General features: G+C 61.7%; 22 protein-coding genes. 5 read left to right on the top strand and 17 right to left on the bottom strand.

What is annotated here, in order from left to right:
• Nucleotides 1-107 precede the first annotated feature (107 nt).
• Entirely contained in the window at nucleotides 108-350 is a 243-nt protein-coding gene (locus OOZ53_RS04075) for a hypothetical protein (RefSeq protein ID WP_271088043.1), read from the top strand.
• A gap of 83 nt (nucleotides 351-433) precedes the next feature.
• On the opposite strand, the gene OOZ53_RS04080 is transcribed toward OOZ53_RS04075, so the two are convergent.
• A complete protein-coding gene (locus OOZ53_RS04080) occupies nucleotides 434-1,015 on the bottom strand; it encodes a hypothetical protein (RefSeq protein ID WP_271088044.1) in 582 nt (193 codons plus the stop codon).
• 229 nt (nucleotides 1,016-1,244) lie between these two features.
• Here OOZ53_RS04080 and OOZ53_RS04085 point away from each other — a divergent pair, with 229 nt between their 5' ends.
• A complete protein-coding gene (locus OOZ53_RS04085) occupies nucleotides 1,245-2,120 on the top strand; it encodes a hypothetical protein (RefSeq protein WP_271088045.1) in 876 nt (291 codons plus the stop codon).
• A 17-nt stretch (nucleotides 2,121-2,137) separates the two neighbouring features.
• Here the strand turns inward: OOZ53_RS04085 and pcaF are convergent, their stop codons facing one another.
• The 6 genes from pcaF to pcaC are packed head-to-tail and all read right to left on the bottom strand — an operon-like array spanning nucleotide 2,138 to nucleotide 6,763.
• Complete coding sequence (pcaF, locus tag OOZ53_RS04090; protein WP_271088046.1) at nucleotides 2,138-3,340, bottom strand: 3-oxoadipyl-CoA thiolase; 1,203 nt, start codon at nucleotides 3,338-3,340, stop codon at nucleotides 2,138-2,140.
• On the bottom strand, nucleotides 3,340-4,137 hold the full coding sequence (locus tag OOZ53_RS04095) for a CoA-transferase subunit beta (RefSeq protein ID WP_271088047.1): 798 nt from the start codon (nucleotides 4,135-4,137) through the stop codon (nucleotides 3,340-3,342). The genes pcaF and OOZ53_RS04095 overlap by 1 nt, the downstream gene beginning before the upstream one ends.
• On the bottom strand, nucleotides 4,134-4,988 hold the full coding sequence (locus tag OOZ53_RS04100; protein ID WP_271088048.1) for a CoA transferase subunit A: 855 nt from the start codon (nucleotides 4,986-4,988) through the stop codon (nucleotides 4,134-4,136). Before OOZ53_RS04100 ends, OOZ53_RS04095 begins: the two co-directional genes overlap by 4 nt.
• Nucleotides 4,989-5,001: 13 nt before the next feature.
• Nucleotides 5,002-5,616, bottom strand: coding sequence for a protocatechuate 3,4-dioxygenase subunit alpha (pcaG, locus tag OOZ53_RS04105; protein WP_271088049.1), 615 nt, complete (start codon nucleotides 5,614-5,616; stop codon nucleotides 5,002-5,004).
• Complete coding sequence (gene pcaH, locus OOZ53_RS04110; protein ID WP_271088050.1) at nucleotides 5,617-6,357, bottom strand: protocatechuate 3,4-dioxygenase subunit beta; 741 nt, start codon at nucleotides 6,355-6,357, stop codon at nucleotides 5,617-5,619.
• The gene (pcaC, locus tag OOZ53_RS04115) at nucleotides 6,350-6,763 is read right to left on the bottom strand and encodes a 4-carboxymuconolactone decarboxylase (RefSeq protein WP_271088051.1); all 414 of its coding nucleotides are present in this window, start codon (nucleotides 6,761-6,763) and stop codon (nucleotides 6,350-6,352) included. The genes pcaH and pcaC overlap by 8 nt, the downstream gene beginning before the upstream one ends.
• Nucleotides 6,764-6,903: 140 nt before the next feature.
• Here pcaC and pcaQ point away from each other — a divergent pair, with 140 nt between their 5' ends.
• Together pcaQ and OOZ53_RS04125 are read left to right on the top strand one after the other, a co-directional pair.
• Nucleotides 6,904-7,824, top strand: a complete 921-nt coding sequence (gene pcaQ, locus OOZ53_RS04120; protein ID WP_271088052.1) for a pca operon transcription factor PcaQ — start codon at nucleotides 6,904-6,906, stop codon at nucleotides 7,822-7,824.
• Between the two features lie 135 nt (nucleotides 7,825-7,959).
• Nucleotides 7,960-9,144, top strand: a complete 1,185-nt coding sequence (locus OOZ53_RS04125; protein WP_271088053.1) for an MFS transporter — start codon at nucleotides 7,960-7,962, stop codon at nucleotides 9,142-9,144.
• A gap of 113 nt (nucleotides 9,145-9,257) precedes the next feature.
• On the opposite strand, the gene OOZ53_RS04130 is transcribed toward OOZ53_RS04125, so the two are convergent.
• The 9 genes from OOZ53_RS04130 to OOZ53_RS04170 all read right to left on the bottom strand — a co-directional run bounded on the left by OOZ53_RS04130 (nucleotide 9,258) and on the right by OOZ53_RS04170 (nucleotide 21,481).
• On the bottom strand, nucleotides 9,258-10,013 hold the full coding sequence (locus tag OOZ53_RS04130) for a nuclear transport factor 2 family protein (protein WP_271088054.1): 756 nt from the start codon (nucleotides 10,011-10,013) through the stop codon (nucleotides 9,258-9,260).
• Between the two features lie 307 nt (nucleotides 10,014-10,320).
• A complete protein-coding gene (locus OOZ53_RS04135; protein WP_271088055.1) occupies nucleotides 10,321-11,898 on the bottom strand; it encodes an ABC transporter substrate-binding protein in 1,578 nt (525 codons plus the stop codon).
• A 38-nt stretch (nucleotides 11,899-11,936) separates the two neighbouring features.
• The gene (locus tag OOZ53_RS04140) at nucleotides 11,937-13,025 is read right to left on the bottom strand and encodes an S-methyl thiohydantoin desulfurase family protein (RefSeq protein WP_271088056.1); all 1,089 of its coding nucleotides are present in this window, start codon (nucleotides 13,023-13,025) and stop codon (nucleotides 11,937-11,939) included.
• Nucleotides 13,022-14,161, bottom strand: coding sequence for an S-methyl thiohydantoin desulfurase family protein (locus OOZ53_RS04145; protein ID WP_271088057.1), 1,140 nt, complete (start codon nucleotides 14,159-14,161; stop codon nucleotides 13,022-13,024). Before OOZ53_RS04145 ends, OOZ53_RS04140 begins: the two co-directional genes overlap by 4 nt.
• Nucleotides 14,142-15,713, bottom strand: coding sequence for a hydantoinase/oxoprolinase family protein (locus OOZ53_RS04150; protein WP_271088058.1), 1,572 nt, complete (start codon nucleotides 15,711-15,713; stop codon nucleotides 14,142-14,144). The genes OOZ53_RS04145 and OOZ53_RS04150 overlap by 20 nt, the downstream gene beginning before the upstream one ends.
• A 27-nt stretch (nucleotides 15,714-15,740) precedes the next feature.
• Nucleotides 15,741-17,420 carry a dipeptide ABC transporter ATP-binding protein gene (locus tag OOZ53_RS04155; RefSeq protein WP_271088059.1) on the bottom strand — a complete coding sequence of 560 codons (1,680 nt, stop codon included), beginning with the start codon at nucleotides 17,418-17,420 and terminating at the stop codon, nucleotides 15,741-15,743.
• 2 nt (nucleotides 17,421-17,422) lie between these two features.
• Nucleotides 17,423-18,298 (bottom strand): ABC transporter permease, encoded by an 876-nt coding sequence (locus tag OOZ53_RS04160; protein WP_271088060.1) that lies wholly within the window; start codon nucleotides 18,296-18,298, stop codon nucleotides 17,423-17,425.
• The gene (locus OOZ53_RS04165) at nucleotides 18,298-19,326 is read right to left on the bottom strand and encodes an ABC transporter permease (RefSeq protein WP_271088061.1); all 1,029 of its coding nucleotides are present in this window, start codon (nucleotides 19,324-19,326) and stop codon (nucleotides 18,298-18,300) included. Before OOZ53_RS04165 ends, OOZ53_RS04160 begins: the two co-directional genes overlap by 1 nt.
• A 250-nt stretch (nucleotides 19,327-19,576) precedes the next feature.
• Entirely contained in the window at nucleotides 19,577-21,481 is a 1,905-nt protein-coding gene (locus OOZ53_RS04170) for a helix-turn-helix transcriptional regulator (RefSeq protein WP_271088062.1), read from the bottom strand.
• Between the two features lie 327 nt (nucleotides 21,482-21,808).
• Between OOZ53_RS04170 and OOZ53_RS04175 the strand changes: the two genes are divergently transcribed.
• On the top strand, nucleotides 21,809-22,813 hold the full coding sequence (locus OOZ53_RS04175; protein ID WP_271088063.1) for a LacI family DNA-binding transcriptional regulator: 1,005 nt from the start codon (nucleotides 21,809-21,811) through the stop codon (nucleotides 22,811-22,813).
• 6 nt (nucleotides 22,814-22,819) lie between these two features.
• On the opposite strand, the gene OOZ53_RS04180 is transcribed toward OOZ53_RS04175, so the two are convergent.
• Nucleotides 22,820-23,980, bottom strand: a complete 1,161-nt coding sequence (locus tag OOZ53_RS04180; protein WP_271088064.1) for a Gfo/Idh/MocA family protein — start codon at nucleotides 23,978-23,980, stop codon at nucleotides 22,820-22,822.
• Nucleotides 23,981-23,989: the final 9 nt, after the last annotated feature.

The raw sequence follows: 23,989 nt of genomic DNA on the forward strand, positions 1-23,989 counted from the left end.
CACAATAAAAGTTAAGCGGCTGTGGAGGGAGCTGAAACCGACAATTTTTGAATTTCCGGAAATTGAATTTTTAGGAGGATACTATTTTGAAACGCATATTTTCTGCATTGACCATCGCCGCCTTGTCGCTCGCATTCGTTGGACCGATTATGGCCACACCGGCTGAGGCCGCGTCCTGGAAATGCACGGCGAAAAAGCTGAAAAACGCCAGCTATCGTGGCGGCAGAACCGCGATGATCCATCTAAGCCCCTACAAGAGCGGCGGAAGATACCCGGTCACCAAGGTCAGTGATAAAAAAGTGGTCGGAAAAACCAAGGACGGAACACCTTTCACCTGCACCTTGCAGTAGGAAACGCACCGACCTGGCCGCATCCAACCAAACAAAGATTGCGGCCAGGAAACTGTGCCACCAACGTGAGGCCGGTTCTGCGGTTAAGGTTGCTGTGACCGGTCTTCGCCTCCGAGAAAATCATCGGAAAGCACGACATCGCGGTCCGCGATCAACTTTCCAATCGGTATCGTTACCGGACGCTTCCGCGACTGCAGTTGGAATTCCACCAGATGGTCACCGACAAGAACATTGAGCACATTGATGCGCGAGCGGCCGATCACCGCCGATATTCTCGGTGTCAGCACGACTTCCCGGCTGATGCTCGCGCAAGGGTAACGCAGCTTGACTGTCAAATGCCCGTTCGAGCGCTCCGTGCGAACGGATGCGGCATCGGCTTTACAGGCCTTGCCATCCCCTTCCACAACCCAGATCCCTGCAATACCGTCCGAGCCAGGCCCGCTCCGCGACAAGCCGATTTGTGCCGCTTGCGCCAATCGCTCGCTGAAGAAGGTGATCCGCAATTCAACACCGGGCCGGGCGATATGTACCCATGTTTCGGTGCCTGAAAGCGAATGCGCCGGTAACGGGTTTGCGCCTGCGAAGAGCGCCGATAAACACGCCGCGAACAGACAACAGGACCTTGCGATGAAACCCGGTTTTGCTTTTACCGATCGCCAACCCATTTTCCGCGGACCTTTCATCATAACCGGACGGCTTTGCATACAACACTGGCCGGAACGAACATGTGCTGTCACGTTAAACGCCCAAAATGACCTGCCAACAACAATCAAATGAAGATTTGGCGAGGTTGTGCAGATCAAGTCGCCCTTGACCTTTGATCCGCCGGATTAGCGACTATATCGTGGCCAGGGCGACACGGACAACGAACCTGATATGCATGAGGAAAACACCTTGGGAAAAAAACGTCGCACGATCCTGAAAGCCGGCGCAGCTGTCGCCGCAGCCGCTCTTTTGCCGATGAAAGCCCTGGCTCGAAATCCACGCCGCGACGGGCTCTCCCTGGATCTGCCCACGCACATGCTGCATGAATCCATGATCGATTTTTTCGAGGGCAAAGGTTTTACCCTCGTCGATCACCAGCCGCTTGTCACCGGAAACGAGGGCTTCAATGGCGGGCTGCGATACGACGACACCGAAACGGAAACGCTGAGGGGCCAAATGGCCGTTCAGCCCTGTGCGCGGATCGAGGATATCGAGAACAAGGACGATCGCGCTGTGCTGCCGCTGTTCCATATCTTCTATGTTCGCTCATCCGAGGGCATGACGCCCGCCGATTCACTTTCGATGCTGCTTGAATATCTGGTGAATGATGCCGGGCTGGCGCGCGGCAGGTTCGCCTTCGTGACAACGAGGGAATTCGAAGGTCTTCTCCCCGTCCTTGAGAAGCACGGGTTCGATCCGGAAAATCAGGTTCATTACAGGGACACGGACGAGGCCCTGGCCGCCGGGGACGGTTCCGGCTATTTCCGCTATCCCGGCAACCCGGATGCCACGCCCTTTCCGACGGTCGGGCTGTACTACAAGACACGCATCGACGCTGCGGCGCCGGACACATATCCGCTGCCGCCCGGCTGGACGGAAATCGGCGAAGCTTCGATCGACGATAGCGTCAGCCTTGGCTTCGGCCTTGGAACCGAAAGGGTCGGCTATGCCCAGTCCGGCGAGATACCGGGATGGCGCGAGCGTCTGTTTCTGCTGTACGAGCAGGTCGACCGTCACAGTCCTGACAACCCGCCATCCGGCAGGGAACTGTTCTCAAAAGGCTGAATTTCAGCGGATGGCGGCTACGCCCGTTCCAGCGCGATGGCAATGCCCTGTCCGACGCCGACGCACATGGTGGCAAGCGCCAGGCGCGCATTGCGCTCGTGAAGCTCAAGGGCCGCGGTGCCCGTGATCCGCGCTCCGGACATGCCGAGCGGATGGCCGAGCGCAATTGCCCCGCCATTGGGATTGATGAATGGCGCATCCTCGGCAACGCCCAGATCGCGCAATACCGCAATGCCCTGGCTGGCGAAGGCTTCATTCAGTTCGATGACACCGAAATCCTCGACCGCAATGCCGAGCCGCGCGGTCAGTTTCTTGGTTGCAGGCGCTGGCCCGATACCCATGATGCGCGGCGGAACGCCAGCCGTCGCACCGCCAAGAATGCGCGCTATCGGGCGAAGCCCGTGCTTCTCGACGGCCGCCTCCGACGCAACGATCAGCGCCGCCGCGCCGTCATTGACGCCCGAGGCATTGCCGGCCGTCACGGTGCCGCCCTGGCGGAACGGCGTCGGCAGGGAACCGAGCTTTTCAATGGATGTCTCACGCGGATGTTCGTCGCGGTCGACAATCACCGGCTCGCCCTTGCGCTGAGGAATGGTGACCGGCGTGATCTCCCTGGCGAGGCGGCCATTGGCCAGCGCGGCCGCCGCCTTTTGCTGCGAGCGCAATGCAAAGGCATCCTGGTCGGCACGCGAGACCTCAAAATCCTCCGCGACGTTTTCCCCCGTTTCCGGCATGGAATCGACACCATACTGCGCCTTGAGAAGCGGATTGACGAAACGCCAGCCGATCGTGGTGTCGTAAATCTCGGCACGCCGCGAAAAGGCGGCATCGGCCTTGGGCATCACGAAAGGCGCGCGGGACATCGATTCCACACCGCCGGAGATGATCAGCTCGGCCTCGCCGGACTTGATGGCACGGGCCGCTGCTATTGTCGCGTCCATGCCCGAGCCGCACAGGCGGTTAATGGTGTTCGCCGGAACCGAGACCGGATAGCCGGCCAGCAGCACGCTCATGCGCCCGACATTGCGGTTGTCCTCGCCGGCCTGGTTGGCGCAGCCGTAAATCACCTCGTCAACCGCCTCCAGGTCGAGCTGCGTGTTGCGCTCGATAAGGGCCTTCAGTGGAACCGCGCCCAGATCGTCAGCACGCACGGAAGACAGGCTTCCACCGAACCGCCCGATGGGTGTGCGGATGTAATCGCAGATGAACGCTTCGGCCATTATGCCGCCTTTCCTGGGTCCGGCCGGCCTTCATGGGCGGCCTTTGTGCGCGCCTTGAGATCGCGGAGCGTGGTCAACTCCAGATCGGTCGGCGGCGGTGTTTCTTCTATATGGTCCGCGAATTTGACTGTCCATCCGCAGGTCGCCTGAACCTCGTCTTTCGTCACGCCCGGATGGAGCGACACGACGGTGAACTCCTTCGTCTGCGGATCCGGCCGCCATATGGCAAGATCCGTGATCAGCAAAGTCGGCCCCTTGGTCTCGATGCCGAGCCGCTGGCGATGATCGCCGCCCTCGCCATGTCCGAAGGACGTAAAGAAATCGATCCTTTCGACCATGCCGCGCAGCGACTGTTTCATGGTAATGAAGATCTCGCCGGACGAGCCGGCAATCTCCGGCGCACCGCCCCCGCCCGGCAGCCGGGTCCTGGGATGCGCATAGTCGCCGATCACCGTCGTATTGATGTTGCCGAACCGGTCGAGTTGCGCCGCGCCGAGAAATCCAATCGTTACGCGCCCGCCCTGCAGCCAGTAGCGGAACATCTCGGGCACGCCGACCGTGGTGACGGCCGTGTCACAAAGCTCCCCGTCGCCGATCGACAGCGGCAGCACGTCCGGCGCCGTGCCGATCGTGCCGCTCTCATAGATGAGCGTGATGTCGGGCGCATGGGTGAGCCGTGCCACATTGCAGGCCGCCGACGGTGCGCCGATCCCGACAAAGCAGACATCATCGTTCTTCAACGCGCGCGAAGCGGCAACCGTCATCATTTCATCGGGTGTAAAGGCCGGTCCGCTCATGCCGCGCTCCTCAGTTTGCCGACCCGGTCGGCAAAAACCTCGGGCCCGGCGTTCAGAACGTTTTCCTCCATCCAGGATGAGAAGGTTTCCCGGTCGGCCGCGATCTTGTCCCATGCGATGTAATAGGCATTGTCACGCCCGTAATAGCCATGCGCATAGGAAGGATGCGCACCGCCCGGAACCTGACAGATCGAGCCGACGGTCCAGTTCGGCAGCAGGCAGGCATTCGGATGCGCGTCGAGATCCTCGACAACCTCCTCGACCGTGACAACCGACCGCTTGGCGGCCAGCACGGCCTCCTTCTGTACGCCGAGGATACCCTCGATCAGCACATTGCCTTTCCGGTCCGCCTTCTGGGCATGGATGAAGGCCACGTCCGGGCGCACGGCGGGAACCGCTGCCAGCACCTCGCCGGTAAAGGGACAGGTCACCGAGCGGACATTGTGATTGACTTGCGCCAGTTCGGCGCCGCGGTAGCCGCGAAACACCGCGCAGGGCAGTCCCGCCGCACCGGCCTCGTAGGCATTCGCCATGGCGGCATGGCTGTGTTCTTCCAGTTCAAGCGGCTGCGGCCAGCCGTTTTCCACCGCATCGCGCATGCGCCGCAGGAGCCCGACACCCGGATTGCCGGCGTAGGAGAAGATCATCTTCTTGACCATGCCCATGCCGATGAGCTGATCGTAGATCAGGTCGGGCGTCATGCGAATGACGGTCAGGCCCTTGCGCCCCTGCCGGATCGCTTCATGCGCCGCGGCATGGGGAATGAGATGCGTAAAGCCCTCAAAGGCGACCACATCGCCATCATTGAGATTGTCGCGCACGGCATCGGCCAGCGGCTGGAACTTCGCCATAATGGTTCCCGAGTCAGATATCGAAAAAGATCGTTTCGTTGTCGCCCTGCAGGTGGATGTCGAAGCGATAACCGTCGTCGGTCGGCTCGGCGAGCAGCGTCTGCACCCGCACGCGATGCTCGATTCGCGCCAGCACCGGATCCTCCGCATTCGCCTCGGCCTCGTCGGCAAAATACATGCGCGTATTAAGACCCAAATTGATGCCGCGCGCGACGATCCAGAAGTTGACATGCGGCGCCTGCATCCGCCCGTCGGTAAACGGCACGCGCCCGGGCTTGATCGTATCGAAGCGGAAGACGCCTGATTTCAGATCGGTCGGCTGACGGCCCCAGCCCGCAAAATTCGGATCGGCGCCGCCGCGTGTCTCGGACGGGCTGTTGTAGAGCCCGTTGCTGTCGGCCTGCCAGATCTCCAGCAGCGCGTCCTTGAGCGGCGTTCCGGTGCCGTCGATCACCCGGCCGGTGATCGCAATCCGCTGCCCTCGCGTCTCGTCATTGACCATGGTCTTGCCGAGATCGCTGTCGAAGACCCCTTCTATGCCGAGAAAGTTCGGCACGCAGCCGATATGCACGTAAGGGCCTGCTGTCTGGGAAGGGCTTTCCTTCAAACGGTTAAGCGGCTGGACCATCTAGTTGCCCTCCATGCGGTTCTCGAACATGGTTGAACGCCGGCCGCGCAGCACGATGTCGAACTTGTAGGCCCGCGCATCCATCGGAACGGTGCTGGCCATGTCGAGCGGCGCGACGAGTTGCTCGATGGCCGCCTCATCCGCGATCGTCCGGACAATCGGGCACAGCGGAATCAGCGGATCGCCCTCGAAATACATCTGGGTGATCAGCCGCTGCGCGAAGCCATAGCCGAAGATCGAGAAATGGATATGCGCCGGCCGCCAGTCATTGACGCCGTTCGGCCACGGATAGGGTCCGGGCTTGACCGTGCGGAAAGCGTAACCCCCGTCATCATCCGTGATCGTCCGCCCGCAGCCGCCGAAATTCGGGTCGAGCGGCGCCATGTAGCCCTCGTTCTTGTGGCGATAGCGCCCGGCGGCGTTGGCCTGCCAGAATTCGACCAGCACGCCGGGAACGCCCCTGCCCCGTTCGTCCAGCACCTTGCCATGCACGATGATGCGCTCGCCGATGGCGCTCTCGCCGGGCCTGGCGAAATTGTAGATGAGGTCATTGTCCTTTTCGCCGAGAATATCGTGACCGAAAACCGGCCCCGTAATCTCGCTGACCGTATTTTCAAGCGACAGCAGTGCCTTCTGCGGCGATCGCGTCACGCTTGTCTTGTAGTCCGGCGTATAGGCCTTCGGATGCCATGACCGGTCCCGCACGAAAAAGGCGCCCGTTTCATAAGTCGCGTTACGCATCGCCGGCCTCCCTGCCCGCTTCCATTTCCGCAAATGTCCGTTTGACGAGCTTGATGGCGTGATTGGCCGCCGGCACACCGGCATAGATGGCCACATGCAGAAGCGCTTCGGTGATGTCTTCCCTCGTCGCCCCGGTATTGGCGGTTGCCCTTACATGCATCGCCACCTCGTCATCGTGACCCAGCGCCGCAAGCAGCGCGATCGTCACGATGGACCGCATGCGCGGCGTCCATTGCGGCCGCGACCAGACATGCCCCCATGCGGCCTCGACGATCAGTTCCTGGAACGGACCGTCGAACGCCGTTTTCTGCGCTTCGGCGCCGTTGACATAGGCGTCGCCCAAGACGCTGCGACGGGTCTGCATGCCCTGTGCATGCCTTTCGGACTCTGGCTTGGCTTCCGACATGAGTGGCTCCGTCAACAAACACGTCCGAGCGGAAGTAAGAGGCATCGTTTTCGTGCTTCAACTTCCCCACAGGCGCATGTTTACATGTTTCAATAGGGATGAATAATGATAACTGAGGCAATTCAAATAGCGAAACGGATATGAATTCACTGCGCAGGATAAAATTGCGGCATCTGGAGACCTTTGTCGAGGTCGCCCGCCAGAAGAGCGTCAGCCGGGCCGCCGAAAATCTGCACCTTACCCAACCGGCGGTGACCCGCACGATCCGCGAGTTGGAGGACATTTGCGGCAAGCCGCTTGTCGAGCGCGAGGGGCGCGGCATCCGCATCTCCCACCACGGCGAGGTTTTCCTGCGTCATGCCGGCAGTTCGCTCGCGGCCGCCCGCAACGGCATCAACGCCCTTGCGGAACTCGACGTGGCGGACGGACCCAAGATCCGGCTCGGCGCCCTGCCGACCGTTTCAACGACGATTGTGCCGCAGGCCGTCGCCAAATATCTGAAATCGGGCATGCGCAACCGTCTCAAGATCATTACGGGTGAAAACCGCGCCCTGCTCGATCAGCTGCGCAACGGCGAACTCGATCTCGTCATGGGCCGGTTGCCGGGACCGGATGTCATGCAGGGCCTGATCTTCGAACCCCTCTACCGCGACAAGGTCATCTTCGCCGTCCACGCCAGCCACCCGCTGGCATCGCGCAGACAGTTCGCCGTCGAAGCGCTCAACAACTATCCGGTTCTCATCCCGACGCTTCAGTCGATCATCCGACCTTTCGTCGACCGGCTTTTCATCGAGCAAGGTATTACCGAACCGCTGCAGGTCATTGAAACCGTTTCGGATTCCTTCGGCCGAACCTTTGTCAGCCAGCACCAGGCGATCTGGATCATCTCGCGCGGCGTAGTCCTGTCGCAGCTTGAAAGCGGCGAATACACGACACTGCCCATCGATACGGAATCGACCATGGGATCGGTAGGGCTCTGCACCCGCGCCGACACGAAGCTGAGCCCTGCCTGCGCGCATTTTGCCGACATGCTCCGCCGGCAGGTAGCGGAAAGGGGCTAAACCCGGGATTCACAAACGCACCGCTTGCGCGTGCGAGACGGTATCAATGATTGTAAGTGGAAATAACTCTATTTAACCGGGACGGCTTGCGGAGCTGAACTCCTTTTGGAGAACCGATTTCGTGTACAGATCCCCATGACCTGGCTGAGAGTGACCATTCTGATCGGCGCAGGCGCCGCCGTTGCGATGCTGGTCGGCAAGGTGCCGGCGGCGTTGCCGGACCTGCAGGCCGAGCTCGGACTGAGCCTCGTGCAGTCGGGCTGGGTCATCGCCATTTTCAATCTGGTGGCCGCCGCGACAGCGGTGTTCCTTGGAACCGTGTCGGACCAGTTCGGACGGCTCAGGGTGGCCATCTCCGGCATGGTACTGGCGGCGTTCTCGGGGATCGCGGGCGGGTTCGCCGACAGCGGCACGGCGCTGCTGGCGACACGGGTGTTCGAGGGTCTCGGCTTCCTGCTGACCACCACTTCCATGCCCGGCCTCATCCTGCACGCCGTCTCCGAACGGCACATGAAGACATCGTTTGCGCTGTGGGGCATGTACATGCCGGTGGGTTCCGGTTTCATGCTGGCGCTTTCGGGACTGATCCTGGCCCATTTCGACTGGCGGGTCCTGTGGTGGCTGACCTCGGTCCTGATCCTTGTCGCAGCGTTTCCGGTCTATCGGGTGGGGCGCGGCCTTGGAGAGGGCGCGCGGCGACCCGGGGCAAAACCGCGCCTGCGGCAAAGCCTGCGGCAGGCTCTCGGCCGGGGCCCGATCCTGCTCAGCACGGTCTTCGCCTTCTATGCCGGCCAGTACCTGATCGTCGCAGGATTTCTTCCGCTGATCCTCATTGAACTGAACGGTTTCACAGCGTCGGGCGCGGCGGCGGTCGGTGCATTTGCTGTCTTCTGCAACGCCGCCGGAAACATACTCTCCGGCTGGCTGCACGACCGTGGTGTCCGATCCACGACACTGATCCTCGCAGGCTGCGCGGCCATGGTGATCGGCGGGTCGATCGTGCTGCTAGAGGGTATCTCAGGCCTCTTGCGAACCGCTGCGGCGGGCGGATTGTTCATTTTCACGGGACTGATCCCGAGTTCGCTGTTTGCGCTGATCCCCGACCATGCGCCGGATCGCTCCGTCATCGCGACGGTCAGCGGCATTGTCATGCAGGGCGCAGCCATCGGCCAGTTGGTCGGACCGCCGATCGGGGCCGCTATCGTCGCCTGGAGCGGCGCCTGGCATGGCGCGATCCCGGTGGTGCTGGTGTGTGCGGCGATCTGCACGAGCTGTGCACTGCTGCTGCGCCGGACAGGGCCGCGCGGTCAGACCGGCTGATCGGATATCGACCGCACCGCCCAAGACCTCCGAATTGGCGCGATTGAACCAAAGCTGCAATCTGCGCTCAAATAATTTGGCGGCTCATTTCCCGATTGCCGCTGCCAAGCCGGTCAGAACTTCCCGTTTTCATTCTTCCATTCGCTGCGCGGAGCGATTGGGGAAACCGTATTCCAGTGTTCCACGATCTTGCCATCCGCCATTCGAAAGAGGTCATACAAACCTGAGTGCAGTCCGTTTCTCTGGCCTTCGATCATGCAGAGCGCGAAGTTTCCCTCCGCAAGCACACGGTGGACCTGCTGATGCTCGATCCACGGCGCGCCGTTCTTCCCGGCGTCAAGCGCCGTTCGCAATGCCGCGATCCCATCGGCTATTTCCGCATCGTGCTGGATCAGATTATCGGCCACATAGGTTTGCAGAAGGTCCAGCCTTTTTCCAACCAGCACCTGCTTGGCAAACCCCTCGGCCAATTCCCGATTGGCCTCGGTCTTGTCCCGATCCGTTATTGCGGTTTCACCATCCAGCATCGTTCGACCTGACGGATTTGGCGGCTGCCTCATCTGGATATTGTCCCAATGTTCCACCGCCTTGCCATCCTCGAACCGAAACACCTCGAACGCCACTTCCAGCCCGCTGAAGTCATATTCATTATGGGCGAAAGCGAAGTCGCCATCCTCAAATACCCGCACAAATGTCACGCGAGGGTTTGTCTTCGCCAATCGAGCGAACAGCTCCGCCAGGCCTGGGCTGCCCTCGCCGGTGCGCGGATTGTGCTGGATGTACCTGTCTTCGTTGACAACCGCCGCCGCCTCCGGATCACCGGTTTCAATGCCCTTGAGGAGTTTCATCAGAAGTTTTTTCTTGGACATGAGGTGGATACTTCTCCCGTCTGTGGCCGGACTTTCGATCCGGTCGATCATACAATTCGCTGTACAGGCGCCACTCCGCCGCCTGCGGCGAAGAAGTCCGTTTACCGAGGCCTCGGCTTTCCCTGGTGCTCCTCCGAAAATACGTCATGTCGACCAGCGCAAGCGGAAGCAGCAACCCCGCCGATAGCGGCCGTCGATGATCCATCGTTTGAGTGCATGGTACGTAGCGGTCCCAAAAATTAAAACACCCCCGGACGTTTCCGTCCGGGGGCGCCGGTGCTGGCTGTGCTTGGGAGCAACACGGCACCTATTCGTCGCAGTTCCACCAGTAGCGCGAGAAATCGGTATCCCAGCTCTGCATGGGAACCCACTCATAACCCTGCAGGCATTTGTTGGCGGCGAACCGTTTATTCTGCGTCAGCAGGAAGACATCCGACTGCATGTCATGCAGCTTTTGCTGGATGGTCTTGTAGAGTTCGTTCTGCTTGGCCGGGTCGGTCGTGCTGCGCGATTCATCGATCAGCGCATCGATTTCATCGCTCAGAACCCACTCCATCGAGGCCCAGGTGCCCTTCGCATTCGAGTGATACTGCACATAGAAGACCGAATCCGGCGACGGGTAGGTCGGACCGTAGAAGACCTGCGTGGCATTCGGCGAGGTTTCGATCGTCGTTGCCAGCTCGGTAATCCGGTTCCAGGGCTCCGGCTGCAGGTCCACCTCGAAACCGATGGATTCCAGCGCCGACTTGAACAGGAGGCCGATTTCTTCCTCGAACGCCGTCTTGGCGACATAGCCGTGGCTGATCTTGATCGGCTCCTGGCCCGCATATTTCGACTTGGCGACTTCCGCCTTGGCCTTCTCCAGATTGTACTCTGGCGCCGGAAGCGTATCGAGATAGGCATCGGCAAAGACCGGCGCCAACGGCCCGTTCAACTGCCCACCCGGGAAGATCACCTCACGGATTGTCTCGTAATCCATGGCATAGGCGATGGCCCTGCGGATGTGGACATCGTCCGTCGGCGGGAGCTGGTTGTTGAGCTTCAAGTAGAAGCCCGTCGCCGTGTCCGCCGAGATGATCTTGTAGTCGGGCAGCTTCGAGATCGCCTCATAGGTCTCGACGCCCTGATATTGCGAGGACATGCCGAGCTCGCCCTTCTGGGCAAGCGCCTTGATGGTTGCTTCGTCGCGGGTCACCACGAAACGCAGCTCGTCGATCGGCTTCTGGTTGGGCCAGCCGGCGTGATAGTCGGCATAGCGGCTCATCATCATCTGCGCGCCGCGGGTCCAGCCGTCGAGCTTGTAAGGCCCGGCGCCGGCGGAATTGTCGGCGAGATAGGTTTCGCCCCATTCGCCGTCATTCTGCTCGGTGACCAGGTCCGAATTGACCGCCAGGATGAGCGGCGTGTTGGACAGGAACGGCGAATAGACGCGGTTGAGCCCGATCTCCACCGTCTGGCTGTCGACCGCCTTGACGTTTTCGGGACTGATCAGGTCCGCGAACAGATAGGACGGCCCTTCATTGATCGAAAGCAGCCGCTTCATAGAATAGACGATATCCTTGGCCTCGACCGGACTTCCGTCCTGGAACGTGGCGCCGGCTTTCAGCTTGAATGTATAGGTCTTGTTGTCTTCCGAGACCGTCCAGCTCTCAGCAAGCTGCGGCACGACCTGCCCGGCGCCGTTGACCGTGGTCAGGCCGTCATAAAGGTTCACGGCGGCCATATATTCCGTGTAGTCGTTGATCTTGGCCGGATCGATGGTGCCGAAAATCTGCACGGTGTTGACGACGAGCGTTACCTTGTCGTCCGCGATCGACGGCGAACCCAATGCCGTCGAGGCGACCAAAGCGGCCGCAAATGCCATTCCCTTCCTTAAGTTTCTCATTTTTTCCTTCTCCATTTCATTGTTGGATTTTTCGAAAGTCACGAGGGCAAATCCTCCAGAGGCGTGTAGGCCTGCGGGTAGCCGAAATAGGCGGGGCCGACGAGTTCGATCCCGGCTTCCGAGCGCCATTGCGCATCGCATGGAAGGCCGATCATCGTGATGGCCAGGCCGAAGCGCAGTTGCTCTGTCGTCACCGGCAGGCCACCATCCGCGTCGAGCGCGCAGATGAGATCCGGCGTCAGGGCCAGCGGCTGATCCTTTTCGTCCAGTGCGATCAGAAACTCGTTCTGGAAATCGACCCGGAACGTTCGGCCGTGATCGTCGTCCATGCCTTTGAGCACCGCCGTGCCGCGGGCAAAGCCGCCCTCGGTCCTGCGCTCGATATCGACCACGCGGCCCGTGAACAGGCGCTTGCCGTTGAGTTTTTCGATGAGCGCTTGCGCGGGATTGCGGTTGTTCGCCCGCTCTCCGGTGATCACCTTGCCGATCTCGAAGATGAGCGACATCGTGTTGCGCAGGATGCCCTTCTTCACCTCGGCGCCGCTCATCGGATAGAGCGCCACCAGCGCCGATCCCCCCATTTCGATGGTCTGGGAGCGCGCAAGGCGTTCGGTCCACTGATTGGAGATGGCCTTGATGACGGAGCTGTTGCCCTTCTCATCGGCAATCACCATCGGCGTTGCCGCAACATTCTGCATGGTAAAGCTCACCATCTGCAACTCGGGAAAGGCGCGCCCCATTCCGTCGCCATCGATGAGCGGCAGACCGGTTGCGGCGGCGACGGCAAACGGAATTGTCGAATTCAGCCCGCCCGCCTCGATGCAGATCAGCGCATCCGCCTTGCGGCCGAGGAACGCTTCGAGCTGCTCGAGCGCGCTGCGCGCCTCGCCGCCATTGGGCAGCTTCTCCAGCATGACCGTCGGCGCGCCCATCATGCACACGGGCACACACAGCCAATCATCCTCCACATCTTCCGGCGAGATCACCGTAACCGGCCCGTGCTCGGCAATGGCCGACTGCGCCATCAGCTTTCCGATATAGGGGTCGCCGCCGCCGCCGGTGCCGAGGAAAGCGCCGCCCGTGGCGATCGCCTCCATCTCGTTTTCAGTAATCGTGTAGGCGCTCATTTGCCTGCATCCTCCAATACGCGTTGCCGGTCTGCGACCGCATCCTCAAGCGGCAGGTAATTCAGATTGCCGAGACCGAAACCCGCCGGTCCGACCACCGCCAACGCTTCGGGCGTGCGCAGCAACGGATGGCACGGCAGTGCCAGCACGCTGATACGCTGGCCGTAGCGCAGCATCTCCGTGGTGATCGCCTCGCCGGTATCGATGTCGAGGATCACGATGAGATCCGGCACGATGACTTCCGTCTCGCCGTTGCGCTGGAAAACGAGATTCTCGTTCTGGATAATGATGTTGGCGACATCGCCTTCGTGATCGTCGAAGCCCTCGATCGCCGCCTCGCCGGCAACGAAGCCGCCGCGCAATTCCCGTTTGACGTCGCTGATCTTGCCGGTGAAGACCAACTGGCCGTTCTCGAAATCGCAGATTGCCGCGACCGGGTCCTCGTTGCGCGCCTGCGCATTGCGCACCGCCCGCCCAAGCGCGATGGCGCGGCTGTAGGAATCGGGAATGCCGAAACGCTTGACGAAGACGCCCTGCATCGGGGCGCTGGCGAGTGTCGAGGCGCCGCCCTGGGAAATCACGCAGGCCCGCGCCAGACGCTCATGCCAAAGCTCGGATGCCGCGTGATCGAAGATCACCACATTGCCATGCAGGTCGCACATGACGCTCGGCGTGCTGCGATGGCCGTAGATCGAAAAAGTCGTCATCTGCATCTCGGGAAATGCCCGGCCCATCCCGTCGCAATCGACGACCGGAAGATCGGCCAGCGCCGCCACGATCAGCGGCTCCATGGCGTTCTGCCCGCCAATTTCCTCGCAGGCGATGGCGTCGACCTTGATGCCGAGCCGCTGTTCCAGCGCCCGCACGCAGCGCAGCCCCTCGCGGCCTTCCTTGATGCGTTCATGGGAAATCAACGGCGCGCCGATACCGCCGAGCGATACGACCTTGGCGTCGTCCGGCAGCGCCTGCAGCGGCAATACCCGCATCTTGCGGCCCTCGCGCAGCACCTGCAAGGCGCGCAGCTTGCCGATATAGGGATTGCCGCCTCCGCCGGTGCCGAGGATCGCGGCGCCGATTTCAAGCGCCTCGATTTCCTCTTCCCCGATCGAGATGAGGTCAGCCTGCCGCGACAGCATTGGCGCCCTCCATTTCGCCGACGACCTTGACGTGGATCCGCGTCGCATTGCCCGGCAGATAGGCGAGCGGCACATCCTCGCGCTCGATCGTCTCGATCGTTGCCGGCGCGGCACCGGATGCGATGGCCTTTTCCGTCGCCTCTTCTTCGGCCTGCTTCAGGCAGGCTTCGCGCGTCAGCCCGTTCTCCAGCGAGAAGATGCGGTCCACCTCGCCGCTGATCTGCGCGATCGCGGCGCCGACGGCGTTGGCAACGGCAAAATTCTCCGGCCGGATGACTTCGAGATCGGCGAGCCGGTCGGGCATCAGGATCGAGCCGCCGCCCACCGCGATCACCGGGATCGGTTCAGGCGAAATACGGCTGCGCTCCACGGCCCGCTGCAGCAGCGTCGTGATTGCCGCGCGCGCCTTCTCTGTCGTATCGGCATCGAGGCCAGCCACGCGGGAGGCGTCGCCGATATCCGCTTCGCCCCGCGCCACGGCGATATCCGTCGCCGTCAGGGTATCGCCCCCGAAGACCAGCGCCTCTTCGGTGATGCGGAAGCCGACCGACTGCGGCCCGACGGTCACCTCTCCCTGATCGTTGGTGCGGACCAGCGATCCGCCGCCGAGGCCGACGGAAAAGACGTCCGGCATGCGGAAATTGGTGCGCACGCCGCCGATATCGACGACCGTTGCGGCCTGCCTCGGAAAGCCCTGCTGCAGGGCGCCCACATCCGTCGTCGTGCCGCCGATATCCACCACGATACCGCTGCGCTCGCCGGTCAGGAACGCCGCGCCGCGCATGGAGTTCGTGGGGCCGGAGGCAAAGGTCAGGACAGGAAACCGCTTGACCATTTCGGCGCCCATCAGCGTGCCGTCATTCTGGGTGATGAAGAACGCGCAATCGAGGCCGGCGGACGTCAGCGCCTCGGCAAAGGCATCCACCGTACGCTCGCTGAGCGCCAGCAGGCTTGCATTCATGATCGCCGCGCTCTCGCGCTCAAGCAGGCCGATGCGCCCGATATCGCTGGAAAGCACCACCGAAACGTCCGGGCAGCGGCGCAGGATGTGTTCGCGCGCCGTCTTTTCCATTTCCTGGTTGATCGGGCTGAAGACCGAGCTGACGGAGGCCACCTTGATCTTGCGCGCATTGATGTCGTCGCAGATGCGGTCGAGTTCCTCCTCGTCGAGCGGCGCGATCTCCCGCCCGTCGAATTCGTAGCCGCCCCGCACGAGATAGCCGCTGTCGCCGGCGGCGACACGCAGATCCGCGGGCCAGTCGACCATCGGCGGCAGGCAGGCGGTCGCCGGCAGACCGAGCCGGATCGCGGCGACCGGATTGATGTGCTTGCGCTCGATCACCGCGTTGGTGAAATGCGTCGTGCCGATCATCACCTTGTCGATCTTGCTTCGGTCGACGCCCGACTTGCCGATCGCGCCTTCCAGTGCCTCCACGACGCCGCTGGTGACATCCTGTGTCGTGGATGCCTTGAAGCCGGCCAGCACGTCGCGTTCATGCATGATGACCGCGTCCGTGTTGGTTCCGCCTACGTCAATGCCCAGTCGATACACCGTACTCTCCTTGGTTCTCGCATGCGGTCAGACGGCGGTATCGGCAAGATACCGGCGTCGCTCCTCGATGCTGGTTTGTGGTTTCAGACGGTCTTCCTCGTCGCTCATCACCGGCACGGCCGCGATCAGCGCACGGGTATAGGGATGTTGCGGGTCCGCAAAGACCTGGCGCGGCTCGCCGCTCTCGACGACCTCGCCGCGCAGCATGATGGCGATGTGGCTGCAGAAATTGCGCATCAGCGACAAGTCGTGGGAGATGAACAGGAAGGTCAGACCCAGATCGTCGCGCAGCTTCTGCAACAGATCGATGACATTCTTCTGCACCGACACGTCGAGCGCCGATGTCGGCTCGTCAAGCACGATGATCTTCGGGTTCGCCGCCAGCGCCCGGGCGATCGCCACGCGCTGCTTCTGGCCGCCCGACAGCTCGTGCGGATATTTCGAGATGTAATGCGGCTGCAGCTCGACATGCGCCAGCAATTCGTGAATGCGCTTTTCGACCGCATCGGCCCTGAGGCCGGCGAAACGCAGCGGCACGGAGAGAGTCTGGCCCACCGTCCGTTTCGGATTGAGCGAGGTTCCGGGGTTCTGGTAGACGATCTGGATCAGTTCCCGGAAATCGGGCCCCCGCCCCTTTTCGCCGACCGTGTCGCCATCAACGGTGATCGAGCCGGCCGTCGGCCGGATCAGCCCCATGATCATGCGCGCGACCGTTGTCTTGCCCGATCCGGACTCCCCCGCCAAGCCGAAGATTTCCCCCTTCGAGACCTGCAGCGATACGTCCTTGACCGCCAGATGCGACCGGCCGCGGCCGAACAGGAGTTTCTCGTCGAAGGATTTCGAGACGTTCGACAGGCTGACGATGGGTTCGGCATCGACCGCCTTCTGATCCTCGACACCCGGGCCGTAGAGCGGCGGGATCGCCGCGATCAGCGCCTTGGTATAGGCCTGTTGCGGTGTGCGGAAGATGGTCTTGAGCGGGCCATGCTCGACGATCTCGCCATGGCGCATGACGTAGATGTCGTCCGCCATCTTGCGCACCACGCCGAGATTGTGGGTGATCATCAAAAGCGACAGGCCATTGTCCGAGACCAGGCTGTTGATCAGCTTCATGATCTCGTCCTGGGTGGTCACGTCCAGCGCCGTGCCCGGCTCGTCGGCGATCAGCAGGCGCGGCTGGTGCAGCAGCGCCAGCGCGATCAGCACGCGCTGGCGCATGCCGCCGGAAAGCTGCGACGGATATGCATCGAAGATGCGTGCCGGATCGGAAAGCTGGACCTGCCGCAGCACCTGTTCGATGCGCCGGCGCCGGTCACGGGAATTGGACGTCTCGCCGAGCCTGCGGTCGGAGAAACGCAGGACATCGTCGAGATGACGGCCGATGCGGAACACCGGATTGAAGGAGCTCAGCGGGTCCTGCATGATGATCGAGAAGGCCGTCCCCTTCATCGCTTCGCGTTTGCCCTGCGAAAGCGTCAGCACGTCCTCGCCGTCGAAACGGATCGTCCCGCTCTCCACGACGGCATTGTCCGGCAGCGTGCCGAGGATCGTCTTGCTGGTGACCGACTTTCCGGACCCCGTCTCGCCGATCAGCGCGACCCGACCGCCCTCGGGGATTTTCAGACCGACATCCTTCAACACATTGTTGCGAATGCCGTAGGTCCGGAACGAGACGTTGAGGTTCTGGATATCCAACAGGTTGGTCACGCTCACACCTCCACGTCGAACATGTCGCGAAGGCCGTCGCCGAGCAGGTTGAAGCCGAGCGTCGCATAGAAGATCGCGAAACCGGGCGCCAGCACTTCCCACCACATTTCCGGCAGGAACTGGCGTCCGTCGGCAACCATCGAGCCGAGATCCGGCGTCGGCGGCTTGACGCCGAGACCGAGGAAGGACAGCGTCGCGCCGAACAGGATCACGAAGGCCGCGTCCAGCGTCGTCTTGACCGAGATGACCGATACGCAATTGGGCAGGATCTCCCGCGTCAGGACATGCCAGTGGCTGGCGCCGGCAAGCCGCGCCGCCTCGACGAAGTCTTCCGTGGCAATGGATTTCGACACCCGGTAGATCAGCCGCGCATGCCAGGTCCACCAAAGCAGCGTGATCGCCAGCATTGCGTTGACGAGGTTGGGCTCCAGCACATTGCCGATGGCCAGCGCCATGACCAGCGGCGGAATGGCGAGCATCACATTGGTGAAGCCGGTGATGATCCGCTCCGTCATGCCGCTGAAATAGCCGGCTAGCATGCCGAGCGCCGTGCCGACCGGCACGGCCACGCCAAGAACGCCGATGACGAGAAGCAGCGAGATGCGGAAACCGAAGATAACGCGCGTCAGGATATCCCGCCCGACCTTGTCCGTTCCCATCCAGTGGGCCGCGTCCGGGGGCATGTGCCGGTTGCGGAAATCGACCGTCGCCCCGACATCTTCCGGATAGGGTGCGATCAGCGGCGCGAAAATCGCCACCAGGATCACTGAGAGCACCATCAGCCCGCCGATCACCGCCGAGGGATTGCGCGAGAAGCGGTACCACGCCATGTAGCGGGCGGACAGGATCGTCGGCTGGTCGTTGGAGACGGCTGACATCACTTCGCCTCCTTGAAGCGCAGCCGCGGGTCGATCGCCATCAGGACGATGTCGATCACCAGGTTGGCGACAACGAAGAAGAAGCCGGAGACGAGCACCACGGCCATGACCGCATTGAGATCCTTCTGCAGGATCGATTCCAGCCCGTAGGAAGCAAAGCCGCCCCAGGAAAAGACGAGCTCGACGACGAAGGCGTTGCCGATCAGCGAGGCAAATTCCAGGCCCATGATCGTCAGCGGTGCGATGGACGACAGCTTGAGCAGGTAGCGGAAGACGATCACCCGGTCCGGCACGCCGAAGGATTTGAGCGTCAGCACATGATCGCGCCGCTGGTGCTCGATCATCGCCGAACGGGTGATCCTGGTAATCTGGCCGATGCCGGCCATTGCGAGCGCCATTGAAGGAAAGATCAGGTGCTGTAACGCGCTCCAGAATACCCGCCAATCGCCATGGACGACCGAGTCGACCAGGAGCAGGCCCGTCGGCCCGTCCGGCAGGTCCAGTGAATAATTGACCCGCCCGAGCACCGGCCAGTCGGATAGGAAATTGGCGGCAATCAACTGCAGCAATATGGCGAACAGGAAGCTCGGCATCGTCACGCCGACGATGGAGAAGAAACGCCCGACATTGTCGATCCAACTGTTGCGGTAGCGCGCCGTCATGACGCCGAGCGGTATGGAGACCGCGACGATCAGAAGAACGGTGACAATGACCAGCTCGAGCGTCGCCGGCAGCAGGGCGGCGATTTCATCGCTCACCTGCCGGCCCGAAATCAGCGATTTGCCGAAATCGCCCTGAATGCCGCGCCACACATAGTCCGTGTATTGCTGCCAGAGCGGCGCATCGAGCCCCATCTCCAGCCGCATCTCGTCAACCTGCTGCTGGGTCGCGCTGGGACCGAGCGCAATGCGCGCCGGATCGCCCGGAACGATCCGCGCCAGGATGAAGATCATCGCCGAGAGCACGAACATGACGCCGGCAAAGCCGACAAGGCGCTTGAGCATCAATTGGGCAGGATTTGTCTGCATGGCGGGCCCGGTTGAAATGGTGCCCCACAGAGTGAAACGCCGCATCCGCCGCCACAATCGCCGAAAGGTATAGGTTTTTCAAAAATAGGTATAGGTTTTGTTCGCGTGCCGGGTGCCCGACGCAGTATTCGGGTCCAGGTTCGAAGGCAGACTTATCCGTTGCAGAAGGTGCAGATTCAGTTGGCCAACCGTCCTGGGTAACCCCCAGGCGGGCAGGTATTCTTTCGCCGGACCTGACGCTGGTGGCAGCCTATGCGACCCAGTTGAGCGCCCTTGCAGCGGCAATCGCCTCGGACCGCTTGGCGCACCCCATCTTCCGGTAGATGTTGCCCAGGTGGAATTTCACGGTGACCTCGGAGAGCTGCATCTGACGCGCCACAAATTTGTTCGACGCGCCTTCCGCCACCAGCGTCAACACACGCAGTTCCTGCCGGGTGAGCCCCGGAACGGCCTTCGTGCCCGCACCCGCATGGAAACCGTCAAGACGCCTCAGGATCTCCACGGCACCGGGCGCCGCCTTGACGAACGGGCCGATGCGCTTGTCTGCCATCAGCTTTTGAAGGATTTCCTTCTCGCCGATCAGATGGGTCAGAACACCCATGCGGGCAGCGCCTTCAAGAACCTTCGTGAGCTGCGCCCGCGCCCGCGTCGTGTCGCGTTGCAGACGGGAAAGATAGGCCTCCCAAAGCCATAAAGTGCTTCTTTGCCTGTCATTGATGTGCGGATTGGCCTGAAACTGCTCCACCTGCCGCAAACGCATCGCATTGCGCGGCGCGTGCCGGATCAGGTGCCGCAGCCATGCAAACGCGATGGCGATCTCACGGGTGTTGTCGATCAGCCCAAGCGCTTCCTCGGCGCTCTCGACCCATGTCGCATTGATGCGGGACTGGACGCTGGTCAACAATTCCGCTGCTTCATGCCAGCGGTTGTGGTTCTGCAGCACATCGACCTGCCGGATGGTGATGACGAAGTTGAAACGGCGCGAGCGCCATTCCTGTATGCGCCACTTGTCGAGGAACGACCGCGCCGCGGCAACACCCAGTTCGCCGCTGATCGCCAGGCTTCCATAGTAGAGCGCAAGTTCTGTGATGGTCGGCCAGAGTTCACCATAGGCGAATTTGTCGAACTCATCATTCAGGTAATCCACCAGTTGCTGCGCGTCGCCCTTTTCGAACGCCAGAACCGCTTTAAGAAGGCCGAGCAATCGATGGTCCGTCGGCGTTTCGAAGGTGACCCGCGACAGCGCCGCATCGGCGGCATCCACGGCCGCCGCCACCTCCGGAAGCACGCCGCGATTGAGCGAAAACACAGCCCGGTGCAGCTCGATATAGAACTCGAGAAGCGGCACCTTTGCCTTCTGGTAGTGGTGGCGCGCCCGGTTGGCCATCTCCTCCGCCGCGTCCATCTGCTGGCGCTGGATACAGACTTCCAGCATCGTATTGTAGATGCCGCCACGGTTCAGGTGATCGTCCAGGTCCAGCTCGCCAAGCAGTTCGAACATGTGATCGCGCACCGTGTTGCCGATGGCGTAATCCTCGTAGATCGACATCACCAGCCGAAACATACGGAAATCGCGCGAATAGTGCTCGGGATTTCCGACCACACGCTGAAGATCGAGCGCCTCCGGTCCGAAATGCTCGCGCAGGATATGGCGGGCCCGGTTGACGCTCCCGGATTTCAGCGCATGCATGGCGAGCGCCACCACAAGCGTTGCATTGTTGCGCTGCATATCAGGCGGAAAGTTCGAAATGACCCTGAAACAGGCATCGAGCCCGTGCAGATGCATGAAGAACTGGTTGCCCTGCTCTCGGAACCACTCAAGCGCCTGGGCATGATCGCCGCTTGCCTGCGCAAGCTCGATGGCCGCGACCGCCTCACCCCGGGAGTAAAGAGCCTGCGCCTGCTTTCCTTCAATCTCGCCGGACAGCGCCGATCCAACCGCATCGCGAAGCAAGGGCGTGCGGAAAGCCAGATGCCCGCTTTCCCGATCCAGCTCAAGACATGCCGGCAGTTTTTCACAGAGCGCCACGGCAATCGGATTCGATCCGGCGGAGACCCCGTCCCGCGATTCAGCGAGAACCGCAAGGTAAGCCCTCTCCTTGTCGCTGAGTTGCAGGACCAGATCCCTGGCAATGTCCCTGACAGTGGTATCCATGTCCGTTTCGTGGCATCCCGCTCGGCGATTGTCGATGGTCGTATCTGAGAGCAGAACCCGCACGGGCGCAAGCGGACCAGGTGAAGCGCAGCAATCCGGAGCAGAACCCTTGTTCATTTCCCATATGAGTTTCCAGCTATAAGTAACTGAAAAAATTATGGTAAATTAAAAATTGATGCTTGCATTTTTGAGTCGTTTTCTGCTCGATATCGGCTTTGTTCGTCGAGCCGATCTTCTCGAATTGTTGCAACCGGTTGCAAGATTCAATGTGATTTTCTAGGTTTGACCGAACTGATTGCGCATTGAGAAACGGAGTACGCAAGTCCATTGACGGTTACCCTGAAGGAGGTCGCCGAGCGCGCCGGTGTATCGCGTTCGGCCGTTTCGCGCACCTTTACCGAAGGCGCCAGCGTGTCGGCCAAGACGCGGGAGAAAGTCCAAAAGGCCGCCGATGAACTCGGCTATCGGCCGAGCCTGATCGCACGCAGCCTGGCGACCAACCGCACCAGGCTGATCGGCCTTGTCGCCAACAACTTCCGAAACCCCGTCTTCCTGGAAGTTTTCGACCTCTTCACGCGCGTGCTGCAGGAACGCGGATTCCGCCCCCTGCTGGTCAACCTCAGCACCGAGACCGATCCGCAAAAATCACTTGAAATGCTCAAGCAGTACCGCGTCGACGGTATTATTATCGCGACATCCACCCTTCCCCCGACCTTTCCCCATGCCTTCAGCAAGGCCGGCGTTCCGGTGGTCCACGCCTTCGGACGTTTCGGTTCGGAAGCCGGCGTGCATGTCGTCGGCATCGATAATGTCCGCTGCGGTGAAATGGCGGCGCAAACGCTGTTCGACCGGGGCTATCGCAGCATCGCCCTGCTTGGCGGTCCGCAGTCGGCCACATCCACGCAGGACCGCCTTGCAGGCTTCCTCAGTCGCCTGAAGGAACTCGGACTGGAGCCGGCCGATATCCGCTTTGCCGACAACTATTCCTATTCGGCCGGCAAGGAGGCCATGAAGGCGCTGCTCGCCGAAAAATCCGTCGAAGCGCTGTTCTGCGGCGACGACCTGATCTGCATGGGCGCCATGGACGCGGCCCGCGGCTCGGGCATGAAGATCCCGCAGGATATCGGCTTCCTCGGCTTCAATGACATGAACATGGCGGGCTGGTCCGCCTATGACCTGACGACCATCCGCCAACCGGTCCGCGACATAATCCTGAAATCCGTGACCTTGGTCATCGAGATGGTCGACGATACCGAACAGGATGCCGATACGCAGCCCTTCGACTGCTCCATCGTCGAGCGCGGCACGCTCAGGCCACTGCCGGCAAGCTGACTGATTTCAGCCACGGAAGGATGGCGGCCTCGCATCGGTCCAGTTGCCGCTCTTGTTCGCCGATTCCACCGCGGCGCTGATCGCCGCCATGGACCGCAGACCATCGAGCGCCGTCGGATAGTGCGTTGCCGCGGGATCCGGCGATCGCGATTCCTTCTCCGCCATGATGACCTCGGCAAGGTCCGCATAGATATTGGCAAAGGCGAGCGGCATGCCTTCGGCATGGCCGATCGTCACCCGCGAAGCCCTTTGCGCTGCCGCAGAAAGATCCGGGGCGCCGCGTTCGATGATCTGCGTCCTGCCGTCGACCGGCGTCCAGTAGAGCTGGTTCGGATGTTCCTGCTCCCAGCTCAGTCCGCCCTTCTCGCCGAAAACCTGCAGCGTCAGCCCGTGCATGCGGCCAACGGCAACCGAACTCGTCCACAACCGCAGCACCGCGCCCCCGGACATGCGGAAACTGACCATCGCGTCGTCCTCGAGCGTTCGCGACGCGATGCAGGAGACGAAATCGGCAGACAGTTCTTCGGCCTCCTGGCCGGAAACGAAACTCGCCATGTGCAAAGCGTGGATGCCGCAATCGGCGAATTGGGCCGACGGTCCGATCTGCTGCGGGTCGTAGCGCCAGCGGATGCGCGGATTGTCGGCATCGGCGGCATTTGCGTGGAAACCATGCGCGAACTCCGCCTTGATCAGCCGCACGCGCCCCAGTTCGCCGCCCGCCACCATCGCCCGCATATGGCGCACCATGGGATAGCCGGAATAACCGTAATTGACGGCGCAGATGCGGCCGGATTTCCGCGCCGTTGCGACGATGTCTTCAGCCTCCGCGACCGTCATCGTCATCGGCTTCTCGCACAGCACGTTGAAGCCGTTTTCCAGGAATGCCTTGGTAATCTCGTAATGGGTCGCGTTGGGCGTTGCCACGGTAACGAGATCGACACGGTCATCGCGCGCCGTTTCGCCCTCCAGCATCGCCCGCCAGTCGCCATAGGCGCGATCCTCGGCAACGCCAAGGGTACCGGCGAATTCGACGCCCTTTGCCGGGTCGACATCGAAAGCGCCGGCGGCAAGGGTGAAATGTCCGTCAAGACCGGCCCCGATCCGGTGTGCCGGTCCGATCTGGCTGCCCTCGCCGCCGCCGATCATTCCCCAATTCAGTCTGGCCATGTCGGCTCC

The organism is Allohoeflea poritis (assembly GCF_027889715.1).
Lineage (GTDB): Bacteria > Pseudomonadota > Alphaproteobacteria > Rhizobiales > Rhizobiaceae > Hoeflea_A > Hoeflea_A poritis.

Excerpts from the sequence above, each read along its gene's own strand:
- OOZ53_RS04080 (WP_271088044.1), bottom strand. The coding sequence starts at position 1,015 with ATGGGTTGGCGATCGGTAAAAGCAAAACCGGGTTTCATCGCAAGGTCC.
- pcaF (WP_271088046.1), bottom strand. The coding sequence starts at position 3,340 with ATGGCCGAAGCGTTCATCTGCGATTACATCCGCACACCCATCGGGCGG.
- OOZ53_RS04095 (WP_271088047.1), bottom strand. The coding sequence starts at position 4,137 with ATGAGCGGACCGGCCTTTACACCCGATGAAATGATGACGGTTGCCGCT.
- OOZ53_RS04100 (WP_271088048.1), bottom strand. The coding sequence starts at position 4,988 with ATGGCGAAGTTCCAGCCGCTGGCCGATGCCGTGCGCGACAATCTCAAT.
- pcaG (WP_271088049.1), bottom strand. The coding sequence starts at position 5,616 with ATGGTCCAGCCGCTTAACCGTTTGAAGGAAAGCCCTTCCCAGACAGCA.
- pcaH (WP_271088050.1), bottom strand. The coding sequence starts at position 6,357 with ATGCGTAACGCGACTTATGAAACGGGCGCCTTTTTCGTGCGGGACCGG.
- pcaC (WP_271088051.1), bottom strand. The coding sequence starts at position 6,763 with ATGTCGGAAGCCAAGCCAGAGTCCGAAAGGCATGCACAGGGCATGCAG.
- pcaQ (WP_271088052.1), top strand. The coding sequence starts at position 6,904 with ATGAATTCACTGCGCAGGATAAAATTGCGGCATCTGGAGACCTTTGTC.
- OOZ53_RS04125 (WP_271088053.1), top strand. The coding sequence starts at position 7,960 with ATGACCTGGCTGAGAGTGACCATTCTGATCGGCGCAGGCGCCGCCGTT.
- OOZ53_RS04130 (WP_271088054.1), bottom strand. The coding sequence starts at position 10,013 with ATGTCCAAGAAAAAACTTCTGATGAAACTCCTCAAGGGCATTGAAACC.
- OOZ53_RS04135 (WP_271088055.1), bottom strand. The coding sequence starts at position 11,898 with ATGAGAAACTTAAGGAAGGGAATGGCATTTGCGGCCGCTTTGGTCGCC.
- OOZ53_RS04140 (WP_271088056.1), bottom strand. The coding sequence starts at position 13,025 with ATGAGCGCCTACACGATTACTGAAAACGAGATGGAGGCGATCGCCACG.
- OOZ53_RS04145 (WP_271088057.1), bottom strand. The coding sequence starts at position 14,161 with ATGCTGTCGCGGCAGGCTGACCTCATCTCGATCGGGGAAGAGGAAATC.
- OOZ53_RS04160 (WP_271088060.1), bottom strand. The coding sequence starts at position 18,298 with ATGTCAGCCGTCTCCAACGACCAGCCGACGATCCTGTCCGCCCGCTAC.
- OOZ53_RS04165 (WP_271088061.1), bottom strand. The coding sequence starts at position 19,326 with ATGCAGACAAATCCTGCCCAATTGATGCTCAAGCGCCTTGTCGGCTTT.
- OOZ53_RS04170 (WP_271088062.1), bottom strand. The coding sequence starts at position 21,481 with ATGGATACCACTGTCAGGGACATTGCCAGGGATCTGGTCCTGCAACTC.
- OOZ53_RS04180 (WP_271088064.1), bottom strand. The coding sequence starts at position 23,980 with ATGGCCAGACTGAATTGGGGAATGATCGGCGGCGGCGAGGGCAGCCAG.